Source organism: Halomonas sp. H33-56 (assembly GCF_040147035.1).
GTDB lineage: Bacteria > Pseudomonadota > Gammaproteobacteria > Pseudomonadales > Halomonadaceae > Halomonas > Halomonas litopenaei.
In genome coordinates this window covers 1,412,835-1,430,513 of record NZ_JAMSHP010000001.1, presented here as the reverse complement: position 1 = coordinate 1,430,513, position 17,679 = coordinate 1,412,835, and the positions used below count along the sequence as shown (strand labels likewise).

14 protein-coding genes are annotated in these 17,679 nt (G+C 63.8%); 8 read left to right on the top strand and 6 right to left on the bottom strand.

The genetic code is table 11. The annotated features are described in order from the left end of the window. The first annotated feature begins 250 nt into the window (after nt 1-250). The 7 genes from NFH98_RS06380 (at nt 251) to NFH98_RS06350 (ending at nt 8,501) form a co-directional block, all read left to right on the top strand. Nucleotides 251-2,473 carry a TonB-dependent siderophore receptor gene (locus tag NFH98_RS06380; protein WP_349622352.1) on the top strand — a complete coding sequence of 741 codons (2,223 nt, stop codon included), beginning with the start codon at nt 251-253 and terminating at the stop codon, nt 2,471-2,473. 124 nt (nt 2,474-2,597) lie between these two features. Then, nucleotides 2,598-3,593, top strand: a complete 996-nt coding sequence (locus NFH98_RS06375; protein ID WP_045990933.1) for an iron-siderophore ABC transporter substrate-binding protein — start codon at nt 2,598-2,600, stop codon at nt 3,591-3,593. 52 nt (nt 3,594-3,645) lie between these two features. Beyond that, nucleotides 3,646-4,668: a FecCD family ABC transporter permease gene (locus NFH98_RS06370; RefSeq protein WP_124802318.1), complete on the top strand. Its 1,023-nt coding sequence runs from the start codon at nt 3,646-3,648 to the stop codon at nt 4,666-4,668. A gap of 44 nt (nt 4,669-4,712) precedes the next feature. After that, complete coding sequence (locus NFH98_RS06365; protein ID WP_349622351.1) at nt 4,713-5,783, top strand: FecCD family ABC transporter permease; 1,071 nt, start codon at nt 4,713-4,715, stop codon at nt 5,781-5,783. Beyond that, entirely contained in the window at nt 5,783-6,652 is an 870-nt protein-coding gene (locus NFH98_RS06360) for an ABC transporter ATP-binding protein (protein WP_253029095.1), read from the top strand. The genes NFH98_RS06365 and NFH98_RS06360 overlap by 1 nt, the downstream gene beginning before the upstream one ends. Before the next feature lie 265 nt (nt 6,653-6,917). Further along, nucleotides 6,918-7,718 (top strand): SDR family oxidoreductase, encoded by an 801-nt coding sequence (locus tag NFH98_RS06355; protein WP_108131693.1) that lies wholly within the window; start codon nt 6,918-6,920, stop codon nt 7,716-7,718. A gap of 93 nt (nt 7,719-7,811) precedes the next feature. Then, entirely contained in the window at nt 7,812-8,501 is a 690-nt protein-coding gene (locus NFH98_RS06350; protein ID WP_349622350.1) for a DsbA family oxidoreductase, read from the top strand. Between the two features lie 96 nt (nt 8,502-8,597). Here the strand turns inward: NFH98_RS06350 and NFH98_RS06345 are convergent, their stop codons facing one another. Together NFH98_RS06345 and NFH98_RS06340 are read right to left on the bottom strand one after the other, a co-directional pair. Then, on the bottom strand, nt 8,598-9,536 hold the full coding sequence (locus NFH98_RS06345) for an acetamidase/formamidase family protein (protein ID WP_349622349.1): 939 nt from the start codon (nt 9,534-9,536) through the stop codon (nt 8,598-8,600). A 118-nt stretch (nt 9,537-9,654) separates the two neighbouring features. Continuing rightward, on the bottom strand, nt 9,655-11,001 hold the full coding sequence (locus NFH98_RS06340) for an APC family permease (protein ID WP_108449869.1): 1,347 nt from the start codon (nt 10,999-11,001) through the stop codon (nt 9,655-9,657). Between the two features lie 289 nt (nt 11,002-11,290). Between NFH98_RS06340 and NFH98_RS06335 the strand changes: the two genes are divergently transcribed. Beyond that, nucleotides 11,291-12,025: a FadR/GntR family transcriptional regulator gene (locus NFH98_RS06335; RefSeq protein WP_108449868.1), complete on the top strand. Its 735-nt coding sequence runs from the start codon at nt 11,291-11,293 to the stop codon at nt 12,023-12,025. A gap of 219 nt (nt 12,026-12,244) precedes the next feature. Here NFH98_RS06335 and NFH98_RS06330 read toward each other — a convergent pair whose 3' ends face one another. The 4 genes from NFH98_RS06330 to NFH98_RS06315 form a co-directional block, all read right to left on the bottom strand. Further along, nucleotides 12,245-12,613: a tautomerase family protein gene (locus tag NFH98_RS06330; RefSeq protein ID WP_348827794.1), complete on the bottom strand. Its 369-nt coding sequence runs from the start codon at nt 12,611-12,613 to the stop codon at nt 12,245-12,247. Between the two features lie 81 nt (nt 12,614-12,694). Continuing rightward, nucleotides 12,695-13,534: an enoyl-CoA hydratase-related protein gene (locus NFH98_RS06325; RefSeq protein ID WP_502878738.1), complete on the bottom strand. Its 840-nt coding sequence runs from the start codon at nt 13,532-13,534 to the stop codon at nt 12,695-12,697. 174 nt (nt 13,535-13,708) lie between these two features. Continuing rightward, nucleotides 13,709-15,130 (bottom strand): CaiB/BaiF CoA transferase family protein, encoded by a 1,422-nt coding sequence (locus NFH98_RS06320; RefSeq protein ID WP_348827793.1) that lies wholly within the window; start codon nt 15,128-15,130, stop codon nt 13,709-13,711. A 661-nt stretch (nt 15,131-15,791) separates the two neighbouring features. Next, the gene (locus NFH98_RS06315) at nt 15,792-17,486 is read right to left on the bottom strand and encodes a hypothetical protein (RefSeq protein ID WP_348827792.1); all 1,695 of its coding nucleotides are present in this window, start codon (nt 17,484-17,486) and stop codon (nt 15,792-15,794) included. Nucleotides 17,487-17,679 lie beyond the last annotated feature (193 nt).

Below are 17,679 nucleotides of genomic sequence, written 5' to 3'. Positions count from 1 at the left end.
CCCCAAATCGTTCGCATCAGGGCTGCTCTTCTTGCCTGGTTTCCTTTTCTTGCCTGACCTTCTCGTGGTTCCTGACCTTCTCCGCTTGCCCGGCCCCTGCACCAGGCCAATGGTGCCACTTCGCCAAAAAGTTCTGCCGTTTTGTGCATTTGTGGCATCTCGCATAGACAACTTGGCAGCGCTCATAAACACCCACCAATGGAAACGTGAATAATTTGCATTCTTAAAACATAAACAGGGAACCCCTTTCGTGCCGTACCATTCCGCTCCCCTCACCTGCCTTGTTCCAAGCCGTCTCGTTCCTGGCCACCTCGTTCCTGGCCGCCTGGCTATCGCCATTGCCCTTGCCTCCGGTGCCGTCCTGTCGACCCCGGTGCTGGCCCAGGACGCCGAGCAACTCGCCAGCATGACCGTGGTCGGTGACGATCTGCGTGCCACCACCGAATCGACCGAGAGCTATCAGGTGGCCTCCAGCACCAGCGCCAACGGCCTGACGCTGACGCCGCGCCAGACGCCACAGTCGATCAGCTTCCTGACCCGCCAGCAGATGGACGATGAGGCCATCACCAGCACCACCGAGGCGTTGGAACGGCTGCCCGGCGTCTCGGCGATCCGTCTGGACGGCACTCGCACCAGCTTCCAGTCCCGCGGCTACACCATTCGCAACTTCCAGTTCGATGGCCTGCAGAGCAATACCAGCGCGTTCTGGCCGTTCGGCGACGCCGAGTGGGATACTGCCATCTACGACCGGGTCGAGGTCGTGCGCGGCGCCACCGGCCTGATGACCGGGGTCGGCGACCCTTCCGCCACCGTCAACTTTGTGCGCAAGAAGCCGCTGGACGAGGCGGCGGGTAGCGTGACTGCCGCGGTGGGCCGCTGGGACCGGGGGCGCGGCGTGGTCGATGTCAGCACTCCGCTGGACAGCGAGGGGCGCGTCGGCGTGCGCTTCGTGGCGGCCAAGGACAGCTCGGACAGCTTCATGGACGGCGTCGAGAACGACCGCGAGACCCTTTACGGGGTGATCGCCGCCGAGCTGACCGACAACACCGAGCTCAGCGTGGGCATCGAGTACCAGCACTACGACCAGGACGGCGCCTACATCGGCGTGCCGCAGTACTACCTGGACGGTGGCCGTACCGACTTCGACCGCTCCACCGCCAACAACACCGACTGGGCCAACTTCTTCACCGAGAACACCCGCGCCTTCGTCGACCTGACCCACCACTTCGACAATGGCTGGTCCGCCCGAGCCGCCTACAGCTACGGCGACGCCAACTATGGCCTGACCTACAACTACCGCGGCGGCTATCCGGATCGCGAGACCGGTGTGCTCTACTACACGCCCAGCTACGCCACCGAGTCCTACCTGGTCGACTATCGCGGCGATCGCACCCAGAAGAATCTGCATGTCAGCGCCGAAGGTCCCTTCACCCTGTTCGGCCGCGAGCATCAGCTCGGCTTCGGCTACATGGACCTGCACGAGGACTACCAGATCAACAGTCGCGGCCCTGCCGGCGACGTGCCGGCGCTGGGCAGCTTCAGCGACCGCAACGACCCGGCCCTGGCAGAACCGGTCTGGGGCGAGTGGGGCCTGACCGACGACACCGTGACCGAACAGCAGGGCTACTACGCGGTATCCCGCTTCTCGCTGGCAGACCCGGTGCACTTTATCGTCGGCGCGCGCATGACCGACTGGAAGATCGACCAGGACTATCGCGGCGAGCGTGAGTACGAATACGACAACGAGTTCACCCCCTACGCGGGCCTGATCGTCGACATCACCGACGACCTCAGCGCCTACGCCAGCTACACCGAGATCTTCAACACCCAGAGCGAGCGCTCGCCCAGCGGCGCCCTGCTGGATCCGCTGGAAGGCATCAACTACGAGGCCGGACTCAAGGCCGAGCTGTTCGACGATCGTGCCGACGTGTCCTTCGCGGTGTTCCACAGCCAGCAGGACAATCTGGCGGTGGAAATCCCCGGGGTCTTCGTCGCGGGCACCACCGACCAGGCCTACACCACCACCGACGGCGCCGAGGTCGAAGGCTTTGAGCTCGAGATCGCAGGCGAGGTGGCCGACGGCGTCAACCTGTCCGCCAGCTACGCCCTGGTGGACGCCGAGGACGCTGACGGTGAGCAGCTCAACACCAGCTATGCCCGCCAGCAGGCCAAGCTGTTCGCCAGCTGGCAGCTGCCTGGCCGCTGGTCGAACCTGACCCTCGGCGGCGGTGCGCGCTGGCAGGGTGACACCTACCGCGACAACGACACCCCCAACGGTACCGAGAAGATCGGTCAGGGTGACGTCTTCGTCGCCGATGCCATGGCCCGCTATCGCATCAACGACAACATGAGCGCCCAGCTCAACGTCACCAACCTGTTCGACGAGGAGTACTACTCGCAGCTCGGCTTCTATAGCCAGGGTATCTATGGCGAGCCGCGCAGCGCGCTGCTGAGCCTGACCTACGACTTCTAGTGCCCTGGAACGCCGAAACCTCGACATCCGCGTCGGGCGCTGTGCGCCCGACCGGCACTCGCGACACCACTGTCAAACCGGCTCTCCTGCGAGAGCCGGTCATCGCCTCTATAAGGAAGACCCCATGCCCCTGATCCACCCACGCTGGCCGCTCGGCCTTGTGTTACTCGCCGCCGTCCAGCCTGTCCTCGCCGCTGGCGACGATGGCTATCCAATCGAAATCGAGCACGCCCTCGGCGTCACCGTGATCGAGGAAAAGCCCGAACGGGTCGCCACGGTGGCCTGGGCCAACCACGAGGTGCCGCTAGCGCTGGGAGTGGTGCCGGTGGGCTTTCCCGCTACCACCTTCGGCGATGACGATGGCGATGGCCTCTGGCCCTGGGTGGAGCAGCGTCTTGACGAGCTCGACGCAGGCCCTCCCAACCTGTTCGACGAAGGCGATGGCATCGACTTCGAGGCGGTGGCCGCGAGCCAGCCCGACGTTATCCTGGCGGCCTATTCCGCCCTCAGCCGCTCCGACTACGACACCCTCAGCAAGATCGCCCCGGTGGTGGCCTACCCCGAAGCCCCCTGGTCCTCGGGCTGGCGTGACATGATCCGACTCAACAGCGCAGGCATGGGCATGGCGGAGGAAGGCGAGGCCTTGATCGCACGCCTGGAGGCCCAGGTGGAGCAGCAGATCACCGAGCACCCGGAACTCGCCGGCAAGAGCGCCATGCTGATCAGCCATATCAAGCCCACCGACCTCAGTCAGATCAACTTCTACAACGACAACGACGCCCGAGTGCGCTTCTTGCACGAGATCGGCCTGACCTCGCCCCAGTTCGTCACCGACAGCTCCGTTGACGGCCGTTTCGCCGGCTCCATCAGCGCCGAGCGTATCGACGAGATCGCCGATGTCGACATCATCATCACCTATGGTGGCGAGCCGCTGGTGGAGCGACTCAACGAGCATATGCTGACCTCGCGCCTGCCCGCGGTGGAACAGGGCTCGCTGGTGCTGCTCGGCAACAATCCCACCGGAACCGCAGCCAACCCGACGCCGCTGTCGATTCCCTGGGTGCTCGACGACTACGTCGAACGACTGGCCGAAGCCGCTCGCAAGCGTCAGCAACCCTGAATCAAGCGTCTGGACAGGATGGATACGCACAAATGAGCAGGAAGGGAAGGATATGAAGGCAAGGCCGCTGGCGCCTGGCAGGACAGGCCATTCGGGCCCGACCGGCGTCTATCTGCTGCTGGCGGCGCTGGCCGCCGGCGTCATGATGTCGGTGGTCATCGGCGCCAGGCCGACGGACCTGACCGCGCTCATGGGTCTGCTGGATGGGCGTATCGACTCCATCGACGAAGCGGCGATCGCCAGCCGTCTGCCCCGCACCCTGCTGGGGTTGCTGGCAGGGGCCGCGCTGGCCGTGGCCGGGGCGACCATGCAAGGCCTGACCCGCAATCCTCTGGCCGATCCAGGCCTGCTCGGGGTCAACGCCGGCGCCGCGCTGGCAGTCGTCATCGGCATCGCCTGGTTCGATATGCAGCAGGCCTCTCGTTACATCTGGGTGGCCATCGCCGGCGCCGGCGCCAGTGCACTGCTGGTCTACCTGGTGGCCAACCTCGGACGAGGCGGCGCCACCCCTCTCAGGCTGGCGCTGAGCGGCGCGGTGGTGACCGCCGCCCTGACCTCGCTGACCTCCGCCGTGATTCTGCCCCGCGCCGACATCGCCGGGCTGATCCATTCCTGGCTGATCGGCGGCGTCGGCGGCGCTACCCTCGATCGCATCACCCCGGTGCTGCCCTTCCTGGCCCTGGGCCTTGCCGCGTCGCTGCTGGCGGCGCGCAAGCTCAACCTGATGGCGCTGGGCGATGAGGCGGCGACCGGCCTAGGCGAGCGCGTGGCCATGGCCCGAGCGCTGGCCGCGGTGGGGGCCATCCTGCTGTGCGGGGCGACCACCGCGGCCTGTGGTCCCATCGGATTCGTCGGTCTGGTGGTGCCCCATGCGCTGCGCCTGCTGGTCGGTGCCGACTACCGCCGCCTGCTGCCGCTGTGTGCCCTCGGCGGCGCCCTGCTGGTCATGCTTGCCGACACTCTGGGCCGGGTGCTGGTCCGACCGGCAGAACTCGACGTCGGTATCGTCACCGCCCTGCTCGGCGGTCCGGTCTTCATCTGGATCGTCCGCCGCCATACGCTGAGGTCACTGTGACGACGACACCGACCACCTCCCAGCGAGCGACGGCCACTCAAGCCATGTCCTGCCGAGCGACGTCCTCTCAAGCAAGGTCCACCCAAGCAAGGTCCACGCCGTCGACCGTCAGGCAACTGCGACGGCAACGCCAACGCCAGCGCCGGCGGATCATTGCGCTGCTGCTGTGTGCGCTGCTTGCCGGGGTCTGCCTCACCCTGATGCTGGGCCAGTCGTGGATCGACCCTGCCACGGTGATCGCGGTGCTGTCCGGCGAGCAGGTACCCGGCGCCTCCTTCACCCTGATGGAGTTGAGGCTACCCCGGGCGCTGATTGCTGTGCTGGCCGGGGCCTGCTTCGGCCTCGGCGGCGCCGCCTTCCAGACCATGCTGCGCAATCCGCTGGCCAGCCCCGACGTGATCGGTATCAGCGCCGGCGCCAGCGCAGCGGCGGTCTTCGCCATCGTCATGCTGTCGCTGCGTGGCGCTCCGGTGGCACTGGTGGCCATCGTCGGCGGTCTTGGCGTCGCCGTGCTGATCTATGCCCTGTCGTGGCGCCGCGGCGTCGCCGATACCCGCCTGATTCTGACCGGCATCGGCCTCGCCGCCATGCTCCAGAGCGCCATCGCCTACCTGCTGACCCAGGCCCCGGCCTGGCCACTGCAGGAGGCCATGCGCTGGATGACCGGCAGCCTCAACAGCGTGCACCTGGATCAGAGCCTGCCCCTGCTGCTGGCGCTGGTCGTGCTTGGCCTGCCGCTACTTCACTTCGCCAGGGACCTGGAGGCGATGCGCCTGGGCGATGACATGGCCCGGGGGCTCGGTGTCAGGCTGTCGCTCACCCGCCTGGGCATCGTGATCGCGGCGGTGGGGCTGGTCGCCTTTGCCACCGCGGTGACCGGGCCGATCGCCTTCGTCGCCTTCCTCAGCGGCCCGGTCGCCGCCTGGTTGATCCGTCACAATGGCTCGGTGCTGATCCCAGCCGCCCTGGTCGGCGCCCTGTTCGTGCTGCTGGGTGACTTTATCGGCCAGCATCTGCTGCCGGCCCGCTATCCCGTGGGGGTGGTCACCGGCGTGATCGGCGCCCCCTACCTGATTACCCTCGTCATGCGCGACAACGCCCGAGGATCCACCTGATGACGCCTACCCGACTCAGTGCCCGAGGCCTGACCGCCGGCTACCGTGACCGAGCGGTCCTCGACAACATCGATCTGGAGGTCAAGCCAGCGGGTATCACCGCCATCGTCGGCGCCAACGCCTGCGGCAAGTCGACCCTGCTGCGTTCGCTGTCACGCCTGCTGGCGCCGCAGCGCGGCCAGGTATTGCTCGACGGCCACGACCTGCACCGGCTGCCCGCCAGGCGCCTGGCCCAGCGCCTGGGACTGCTGCCTCAGGCGCCACTCGCCCCTGAAGGCATCACCGTGCTGGAGCTGGTCAGCCGTGGCCGCCACCCCCACCAGGGCATGTTTCAGCGCTGGAGCCGCGAAGACGATGACGCCGTCAGCGAGGCGCTGGAAGCCACCGACACCACCGGCCTCGCCGAGCGTGTGCTGGAGGAACTGTCAGGCGGCCAGCGCCAGCGGGTATGGATCGCCATGGCCCTGGCCCAGCGCACCGACGTGCTGCTGCTCGACGAACCCACCACCTATCTCGATATCCACCACCAGGTCGAGGTGCTCGATCTGCTCGAGGACCTCAACCGCCAGCGCGGCACCACCATCGTCATGGTGCTGCATGAGCTCAACCTTGCCGCGCGCTATGCCGATGAGTTGATCGCCATGGCCGCCGGCAAGGTCTACTCAAGCGGCCCGGCCAGTGAGGTGATGACCACCACCATGGTCAGGGAGGTATTCGGACTGGACAGCCACGTCTTCGCCGATCCCGTCAGCGGCCGCCCGATGATGGTCCCGCTGGGTCGACAGGACCGCAGGCCACACTCGCAGGCAAGGGCAGTGCACAAGGATCGTCGATCGACGGTCCCCGACACCGAAGCGTCATCATCGTGACATGACCTCGGCAGCACGCTGGGACTCGCGGTGGCGACGGTCGGCCGCCCTGATCACGATGCTGGCCATGATGTTGGCCAGGATACGGGCCAGGGTGCCGACGCGATGCTGGCGCGATGGTTGAGCAGCGCCGTCGCGGCACGTTAGGGTCCCGGATTGTCAAACGCCCAGAGGCAAGCACCCAGAGGCAAGCGCCCAATAGCCTTGCCAGGCGCTACGCCCAGGCGTGCCGCGACCGTTCCTTTTCCCAGACAGGAGCACGATGATGAAGACCATTCTGATCACCGGCGCCGGCAGCGGACTCGGCGAAGGTACGGCACTGGCCCTGGCCAGGGCGGGACACAAGGTCATCGCTACCACGGAGATCTGGCCCCAGGTCACCTCGCTCAAGGAAAAGGCCCGGCAGCAGGAACTGACGCTCACCGTCGAAAAGCTCGATATCACCGACAAGCGCGACCGCGACGCGGTGTTTTCCAGCTACGGGCACCAGGTCGATATCGTGGTGGCCAACGCCGCCATCGGCGAGACCGGTCCGCTGGCCGAGATCCCGGTGGACCGGGTACGCCGAGTGTTCGAGACCAACGTCTTCTCGACCCTGGAATTCGTGCAGCCCTACGCCCGCGAGTTCGTCGAGCGAGGCAAGGGCAAGATCGTACTGACCTCCTCCATCGCTGGTTTCACCACCTTCCCCTACCTCGGTCCCTACGTCGCCTCGAAGCACGCCCTCGAAGGCATGGCGCAACTGCTCTACGAAGAGCTCGCCCCGCTGGGCGTCAAGGTGGCCACCATCAACCCCGGCCCCTTCCGCACCGGCTTCAACGACCGCATGTACAACACCCTGGACCAGTGGTACGACCCCGACGCCTGCTTCACCCCTGAAAAACCGATTCGCTCGGTGCAGCAGCAGTTTGCCGGCGACGACCTGCAGCAGGACCCGGCGGCGATGATCGACGAGATGGCACGACTGATCCCGCTGGACGAGCACCGCTTCCGCAATGTCTACCCGGACAGCTTCGAGGCCAGTGCCAGGGAATATCAGGATGGGCTGTGGGATCGACTCATCTGAGGCTTGTCTGTTGATCGTGTCCCGGGGCCTGTAAGGTTGGTTTCCCTGCTAACGACCAACCCGGGACACCTTTCTTCAGGAGTAGAGGCCGACATGCCCACATCCCCAGATAGCCGCGACAGCGACACCACCATCACCATCGACATCGTCTCCGACGTCGTCTGTCCCTGGTGCATCATCGGCTACCGCCAGCTCGCCGAGGCGGCGCGCCAGAGCGGGATCGACATCGAGGTGCACTGGCACCCCTTCGAGCTCAATCCGCAGATGGGCGAGGAAGGCGAAAACCTGCGAGAGCATATCGCCGCCAAGTACGGCACCAGCGATGAGGACTCGCGCAGCGCACGGGAACGGCTCACCCAGATGGGCGCCGACCTCGGCTTCACCTTCAACTACGCCGATGACATGCGCATGGTGAATACCTTCCACGCCCACCAGTTGATCGACTGGGCAGAGCAGCGCTCGCCAGACGAAGGCCACCGCATGAAGCAGGCCCTGTTCAGCGCCTTCTTCACCGAGCGCCGCGACCTCCACCGGATCGATGTGCTGGCCGATGTGGCGGAGAGTCTCGGCCATGACCGCGACGAGGTCGTGGCGACGCTCGAGTCGGGCGAGCGTGGCGAATCGGTACGACAGCGCCAGGCCTTCTGGCAACAGCAGGGCATCAGCGGGGTACCCGCCATGGTGTTCAACCGCCGCTACCTGGTCACAGGCGCCCAGGGCGTCGAGAACTACCAGGAAGTCCTTGCGCAGGTGGCCGCCGAGCGAGCCGAAGTGACGTCATGACGACAACGCCGGGTGCCACAACACCCGGCGTTATTGGTCAGGCCCGCGGGCCTGACCCTACGTTCTGACGAACGGAAAGGTCAGTTCAGCTCAACCCTAGATGGCTCTAAGACTCTTCGAGCGGAAGATCGACCGAGGCATGTAGAAGGACACCACCCAGTTGGGCTGATCGACGATCTCGCTGACCCGTAGCCGCCCTGCCACGCTGCAAAGCGCGTAGGCCAGCTGCTCATCCATGCCGGCCTGACGGTGCAACCGATCGATCATGAAGCGCACCGCGTCACGGGCGCCCTGCATCAAGTCCGGCCCCACCCCGGTGGTGACCAGAAAGCCCGCATCTTCCTCGCTCGACGCTCCCGGCGGCACGTCGAACATCGGCGCAGGAATATTGCCCGCCTTGTGCAGACGCAATGTGGCCGTGGTGGCCATGCGGGTCTCTACCGCGGTTCCGCAGACCTCTCCGTCGCCCTGGCAGGCGTGGGTATCGCCGATGCTCAGAAGCCCTCCCTTGACCTGCACCGGCAGGTACAGCCGAGCTCCCTTTACCAGGTCGCGGATGTCGAGATTGCCGCCGCAGATGCGCGGCGGCACGATGGAGTGCTGCCCCGGCTCGGCAGGCGCGAGCCCGATGGTACCGGCGAAGGGCCGAAACGGAATCACGATGTCCTCGTCGAAGTACACCGACTCGCTGTCGTACTCCGACACCTTGAGCCAGGGCGAGGTGAAATCGTCGGCCAGCAGCCCGAAACCCGGGATCAGCCCCGTCCAGCCCCACTGCCCCGGTTCGAAGTCGACCAGTTCCACCTCGATCACATCGCCGGGTTCAGCATCCTCCATATAGAGGGGGCCACACACCGGATTGAGCTCCCCTGCCGGCAGTCGGGTCAGCGCGTCGGCCTGGCTGTGTCGGGTAATCAAGCCACCGCTGGCATCGAGAATATCGAAGCGCCGAGTATCACCGGAACTGATCGTTTCCTGCGGCTCGAGGGCGTGGTCAAAACAGTGATGAACGTCGTGTATCGTCTTGATCTTCATTCTTGTGTCTCCACCTCGAGGCGCCGGTCGTCTCCGCCGACCGACGCCTCGAGTGTTTTCAATTGGCCCTGGGCGCTGTTCTCAACATCGACGAGCGCAGGCACTTTTCAGGCAAGCCTTAGATTTCCATCTGCACGGCACGTCCACCGCGCTTGGCAAAGGCGTAGACGCCGACACCGACAACCGCCCAGGCCAGCCCGATCAGCACGGTATAGGACTCGAACCCGCTCCAGATGTAGCCGACCACGGCCAGGCCGAGCAGCGGACACAGGATATGCAGGAAGGGATTGGCTGCCTTCTTCTTGAACACGAAGTAGTAGAGCGTGGTGATGTTCAGAATGATGAAGGCGGTCAGGGCGCCGATTGTCACGATGGAGGTCAACAACGCCAGCTGCTGCATGAAAGCGATCCCCGCGACGATGGACACGGCACCGACCAGCAGCGCACTGACGTAGGGCGTCTTGAAGCGCGGGTGAACGCGAGCCAGCGGCGCCGGCAGCAGCCGATCACGGCCCATGCTGTAGAGGATTCGCGCGGTCGCGATCTGGGCCACCAGGGAGTCAGCGACGCCCCAGGCGATAGCGGTGGTCGCGGCGGTCAGCACCGCCAGCCAGCCGCCCCCGGCGATACGTGCGGTTTCATAGAAGGCGGTGTCGAGATTGTTGAACGAGGCGGGATCGGGCTGGATCAGCGCCGCCACCCAGGTCTGGGCGATGAACAGGCCACCGATGATCAACAGCACCAGGAAGATCGCCTTGCTGACCGCCTTGCCACCGCCCTTGGCCTCTTCCGCCAGGGTGGAGATGCCATCGAAGCCGAGGAAACTCAGCACCGCGATCGGCACCGCAGAGATGATCAGCCCCAGCGAGAAGTCATCGGCATCGTAGACCGGGGCCATCGAGAAGACCGCACCGTTGACGTTGTTGCTGATGGCCACCACCCCCACCACCAGAAACACCGCCAGCACCAGCAGTTCGGCCACCAGCATCCAGCGGTTGAAGGCGGCGGTAAAGCTGATGCCGCGAATATTGATGTAGGTATTGAACACGACGAAGGCCACCACCAGCAGGATCGGTGACAGTGACGGGAAGATGTCGTGTATCGCCAGCGCCCCCACCACGTACAACAGCGCCGGAATCAGGATGTAGTCCAGCAGCATGATCCAGCCCGCGACGAAGCCGGCAAAGCTGCCCGCCCCGCGGGACACGTAGGAGTACACCGAGCCTGCTACCGGGAATTCCTTGGCCATCTGGGAGTAGCAGATGGCGGTAAACAGCATCCCCACCAGTCCGATGACATAGGCGGTGACGATCATGCCACCGCTGGCGCTCATGACGTGGCCGAAGATACCGAAGGGAGCAATCGGCACGATGAAGATCAGGCCGTAGATCACCAGATCTCTCAGCTTGAGCGTTCGTGAGAGTTCCTGGGTGTAGCCCAGACTCTCCAGGGTATTGTCACTCATCGGTGATTTCCTCTTGTTCTAGTTGGCAAGGCGGGGATCTCCCGCCATCGAGCGGTCGAAGACGTCCACCGGGTCGAGACTGCCTGCGTGGCGACACTGGGCGGCCTCTTGCTGTGCATTCCCTTGGCCGGTCAAGAATCTGACGGCGCCGTGTATACTCGAACCCGCCAGCAGACCCGGACGCGGTTCGCGACCTGCGACAGTGCGCCGGACACAGCGACGTTGGCCGCTTCATTTTTAGAAAATCACACTTAAAGGTATTGTGACAATACCTTTTGGAGAGAACCCTATGCTTGAACCGTCTCGAACCGACCTGCCAGGCGCCGGCGGCGCCCGCTCTGCCACCCAGGAGCTGGCGGACCGGATCGTGACGGCGATCGCCATTGGCGCCTACTCCCCCGGGGATCGCCTGCCGCCGGAGCGCGACCTGGCGGAGCGCCAGGGGGTCAGTCGCGTCACCGTCCGCGGCGCCTTGAAGATCGTGGGCGAGCTTGGCCTGATCGAATCCCGCCGTGGTCGTGATGGCGGTACCTTTGTCACCTTCAAACGGGTCGACGAGGCCTCGCCCAACACCGCCCAGCGTATCCTCGGACAGGAGCTGCCCCAGCTCAGGGACTTCTTCGACTATCGCTGTCTGGTGGAGGGGCTGGTGGCCAGAACCGCCGCCGAGCGTCACGACGAGGCCCAGGCCAAAACGTTGCAGGCGCTGCTGGACCGCTTCTGCGACACCGACGACGCCTCCGTCGCCCGCCAACTCGATGAGCGCCTTCACGACTGCATCATGGCGATGGCCGACAATCACCATCTGGTCGCCCAGTCACGTCAGCTTACGGCGCGCGCCACCCTGGGATTCGGCTCCGAACCCTACCCCGCCGAATCATTGCCAAGGGCAAGACGGGAACATCGTGAACTGGTCCAGGCCATCCTCGAGCGACGCGCAGACGACGCCTTCAGCGTCGCCCAGCATCACTTCACACTGACGCTTGCGATCATGGAGCATTCACTGGATGGGCGACCGCTCTAGCCCGACTCCCGGGAAAGCGGCTTTGGTGAGGGGTTTGATGAAGGGCTTTGCAAGCGGCTTTGGCGAGGGGTTTGATGAGGGGCTTTGCTGAAGTGCCTTGGCAAAGAGTTCAGAAATCAAGGAAGAGAACCGGTGGACGAACGAGCCGGGCAGGCCCTCTGATTCGCCTAAAAAATGGCCCGCTATTCGCGGGCCATGGTCGTCTCGGTGCATCCGTTTTCAGGTTTCACAGAACTGCGCCACACCATCCCTGAACGACCAGTCGATGTCCTGGTTCTCGGTGATGGTGATCATGACGTTATGCGGGGGGATGCCGGGGTTTTCGGCAAGTGACTCGACGACCCTGGCGTAGAACGCCTTCTTGTCGGCGTCCGGGCGACCACTTCGCATCACCAGGTGCATCATGACGCGATCCGAATCACGCCTTTGCAACTGCAGGTTCTCCGGCTCGCACTCATTGATCACTTGGTAGCGATCATCGTCGGGGAAGCCCATGGTATCGATGACGGCAGCGTTAACCTGAGCCGCCACGGCCCTGACGTAGTCTCTCGACTTCCCTTTCACTAGATTGATCGTCACAAACGGCATCCACCCCTCCTGTCCCGGTCAATGATTGACGCTCTGTATTCGACGCTGTTGGTTGTCTTTCGTCGCGAGCTCGGCCGACGTCTAGCGATGGCGGAAGACCGGCGCACGCTTCTTGACGAAGGCATTCATGCCTTCCTTCTGCCCCTCGGTGGCAAAGGCCGCCTGGAACAGTAGACGCTCCTGGCGCAGGCCTTCCGCCAGCGGGGTCTCGAAGGCCGCGTTGACCGCTCGCTTGGCCATCTTGACGGCTGGCGCGTTGTAGCCTGCGATGGTGTGCGCCGCCTCGAGGGCAGTCTGCATCAGCTCATCCTTCGGCACGACTCGCGCCACCAGGCCAATCTCCTTGGCCTCCTGGGCGCCGATGTTGCGACCGGTCAGCACCAGGTCCATCGCCATCGCCTTGCCGACCGAACGTGCCAGTCGCTGGGAGCCACCGATGCCGGGCAGGATCCCCAGCTTGATCTCGGGTTGCCCGAACTGGGCGTCGTCGGACGCGATGATCATGTCGCACAGCAGGGCCAGCTCGCAGCCGCCGCCCAGCGCAAAGCCGGCCACCGCAGCGATGATGGGCTTGGAAATGTGGCGCACCTCGTCCCAGGGGGCCAGGAAGTCATCCATGTAGAAATCGGTGAACGACTTCTCGGCCATCTCCTCGATATCGGCGCCGGCCGCAAAGGCTCTCGGGTTGCCGGTAATCACGATGGCACCGATGCCGGGGTCGGCGTCCAGCTCGCGCAGTACCGCGAGCGTTTCTTCCGCCAGTTGGCGATTGAGTGCGTTCAAGCTTTTCGGGCGATTCAGGATGATCAGCCCGACCCGTTCACGGCGTTCCACCACGATCATCTCTGGCTCACCGTTACCTGCCTCAAACGAAGCCTCGGAGGCGACATTCTGTGTTTGTTCTTCGACCTTCTTGTTCATCTCTTGTCTCCTGACGTTACCCGTAAACCAGCTACGTATCGGTTCGATACGCTCCCACCTGCGGCCGCCACCTCGCCTGGTCGTGATGCGACCTGACTGCGCCGCGCCACACCGGATATTCACGACCCGATATCGCCAAGCGGCGTACATCTGATGAAAAAACGCATCTGACGACTAGGGTTTTCCGACCCGCTTGCCCAGATCTCGAGCGGGTCCTTGACCCTGGTTATCGGAGGCCGCCGGGGCCCCCTTTATCCGGGTGGCGGCGCTGCCACTCGCCTTGCGCGAGTCTTGCCTGGCCATCGCTGCTTGATCGCCTTGGGCTCCTTGACGTTGCCCCGAGGATGCCGTGTCGGCCTTGGCCGACCCCGCCTTGCCGGCTTGCCCTGGCGTGGAAGGCAGGCAATAGGAGCCGTGACGCGCCATCAACTCATCGAGAATGGCCTGTCGATGTTGACCCAGGCCTGGCGCCACCAGCGGTGTGTCGCTGCCAAGGTCCACCCTGCCGGTCATCTTTATCGGGTTGCCCGCCGTCCTGAAGGGCTTCCCGGCGCTTCCCTGGACCTGGACGATCATGTTTCTCGCCTTCAACTGGGGATGATCGAGCAGTTTGTCGATGGTGTTGATCGGTGAGCAGGGAACGCCTTCCTCGTTGAGCAGGTCGACCCAGTGCTGCACGGGCCTGGTCGTCAGGATGCGTTCCATCTCCTCCACCAGCGCCGGGCGATTCTGGCAGCGAAGATCATTGGTGATGAACCGGGGATCGAAGGCCAGTCGCGAGGCGCCGATGGCATCGGCCATCAGCAGAAACAGGGTGTCGTTGCCGGCGGCGATGACCAGCTTGCCATCCTCGGCCTTGAAGCTTTCGAAGGGCGCCAGCGACGGGTGGCAATCACCGGTTCTATTCGGCACGACGCCTTCGATGTCGTAGCGTGCCAGCGCCGTTTCCATCATCGCCGCCTGGCAGTCCAGCATGCCGATATCGACACGGGTCCCCTGGGCGTCCTTGGTTCGGCTGTACAGCGAAGAGATGATGCCCACCGCCGCAAACAGGGCCGCGCTCAGGTCGCCAAAGCTGGTACCGACTCGGGCCGGTTCACCGTCCGGCCAACCGGTCAGACTCATCACGCCGCCCATGGCCTGCACCACCATGTCGTAGCCTGGCAACTCGCTGAACGGGCCGGTGTGACCGAAGCCTGAAATCGAGGAATAGATCAGGTGAGGATGGGTCTGGGCGAGACGCTCCGGCCCATAGCCAAGACGCTCCATGACCCCGGGCCTGAAGTTCTCCACCAGCACATCGGCCTCGTCCAGCAGGCGCTCCAGCAACTCGCGATCACGCGGCGACTTGATGTCCAGTACGATGCTTTCCTTGTTTCTATTGAAGCAACTGAAGTAGGCACTTTCGTTTTCGACAAAGGGGCCGAACTCTCGTGTGTCGTCACCGGTGCCGATCTTTTCGACCTTGATGACGCGAGCGCCAAGGTCCGCCAGGACCATGGTGCAGTAGGGCCCTGCAAGCACCCGCGAGAAGTCCAGTACCGTCACGCCGTCCAGAGGCCCTTTCTTTGGTTCGTCCAGTGGTGTGTTGGCCATCAACTTGTCTCCTGTGTTGTTGTATCGAGCGCCAGCGTCAGCTGGCGACTGGCCACACCGGAGGCACGGTGGCAGGCGTGCTGATGGCCCGGAGAGGCACGTTCACCGATCTGGCCAGCGACGAGAAGGGAAGCGATAGCGGTCATAGGGATCGGCCCTTTATAAAATTTGTTTAATCTGCACCGAGGGGAATCGACCCTTGGTGGGGCTCCTTCTTGGTTATGCCTCAGAATATGGGGACTACAGACCAGTACAATTCAGTTATTCGCAATCCAGATATAAGTTTTGAAAATATCAAAACCCACTAAGTGAGAACCCGATACGGTACTCACCGCCCGAGGCGCGCCAGCATCACGATGGTGTGCCCAGCCGATCGACATCACGGCGACATCCTCAGCAGGCGATCACGTCCTGGCGTTGCATCTAAAGTTGAAGCCACAAACAACGACGCCCGGGAGACCGGGCGGTATTGGGCGTGCACGGGTTGGGGATGGTGTTCGAGCGCCGTTGCGTGGCCATCGGCGTGCAGGGGGCGGACAACTATCGCAAGGGGCTTGCCGTGGGGGCGGTCGAGCAGGCCGATGTGTCTTCATGGCCTGAAAACGGACGCGGACGGTCTGAAGAATCGCTTTCAGGCCCCAGCCGCGCCCTGTTGCAGATCTTAAATCGCCTGCCATGCCTCCGGCAGTTCCACATGCCCACTCAGTGCCGGTCCGACAAAGGAGGCGGCAGCCTCGAGTCCGGCCAGCGCCATGGCGCCACCTTGCCAGCCGAAGATGCCGTCGCCCGAGGCACGAGAAGATTCAGCGCTGAAGGAAGCCTCGTCATCGAACAGGTCACCAAGGTGAAGGGCGTCGTCACGGGCCGCGGCCGAGAAGACGCTATCGCCGGCATCGGCAAGCGCGACCTCTTCCCTCGACCACTCGCCGCCTTGGCCTTCCTGAGGTGCATCGACGAAGGCAATATCGCGATCGAACCAATCGAATCGAAACTCGTCTTCCAGTCGATCGTCTTCGATAACGTAGCGCAGGCCGGGACCGGCACCGCGAAAGCCGCCGCCATACTCGAACTCGATGCGCTCGATGCCGCTCGCCAGGGTCAGGGAATCATTGCCGGACACGCCAATCCGCCCATCATCCAGCCGGTAGACCTCGTAGTCGTCCGCCTCTCCCTCAAATAACAGGGTGTCGGTGCCCTGCCCCCCTTCGACCTGATTGGTGCCGGTCGAGACCCGGATCTGGTCGTCTCCGGCAAAGCCTTCGATGTAATCATCTGACGTGCCGTCACGCAGCAGGTCGTCAAAGACACTGCCGACAATAAAGGCCGGCTCGCCCGCGTGATTGGATGTCGGCGAGTCGACGTCGCCCACCCAGTGTATCGCGCGCCCAGCGGCACCAAGCGAGGACACCACCACTACGCTGTCCTGACTCATCAGCTCATAAAATGATGAGGAGACAATGCGCGCGACCGCGTCCGACGTGATGCCACCGAGATGCGCGCCCCAGGCGAAGGGATTCAGCCCGCTGTCGCTGGCCAACAGCCAGGGTGACTTGCTGTAGACAGCATCGAACAGCACCAGATTGTCCACGGAGCTTGAGTAGCTCTCATCGCTGTTCTCCAGAAAGCCATCGAAGCCCGCGAGCGCCGACTTCAGATCCTCGTGGTCACCGACGAAACGATGGATGACGTCGTTCTCGAAACCGATATTGAGCACATTGTCGGCTTCGAAGATCAGCGGTGACGCATGGCCAAGATAGTGACTGTCAGCGAAGAACCCGCCCGCCAACTGATCCGAGAAGCGCGCCTGGATATTGGCCAGCGCCCCACCCAGGCTATAGCCGGTAATGATGGCGTCATCACCCTCAAGCCCATGCTGGTCCATGAACGACGCCACCCCGGACAGCACGGGTGCCATGGTCTTCGCGATCTCCTTGCCGGAATTCAGAAAGGAGTAGTCGACGACATCTACCGGGGCATTGGTACCGGCATAGGCCACGCTGACGCGGCTGATGTTGCCCAGGGCGTCCTGCTCGGCCAGGACCTTGAGCTGCGGGCCACGGGAGACATTGCCGAGCAAGGGGCTCTGAAGCGTGATGTAGCCATCGACGTCCACCAGAGAGGATGGCAACCCCAGTTCGCTGGCCGAGACTTCTCGCCAGCCACCCGGCAGGCCACTGGTGACCTGATTGGCTGAAAAGGTCCCCGGTCCTGCGATGTTGTCCAGGGTCACCAGCATCTGTCCAAGGGGAAGCCCGAGCGCACGGTCTGTCTGCGAGTAGGTCGCCAGCGCATGCGAGGTGACGGCGAGCTCGGCAGAGGCCGACGAGTCAAGTCCGGAGATCGTAAAAAGTGGCATAGAACATCCTCACCTGTGAACTTCCACACAAGAAAAGACAACAGCCTAGCCCAGTTTCTACGCTTTCCGACCCCATCATTGCTTCACCGACTTTTCAGGCAAAGCAGCTGCGATAAAGCGTCGAAAAAAGAAGCGATATGGAAAGAAGATTCCTCACATCCATCTTGTATTTTACGAGCGATCAAGACGGTGA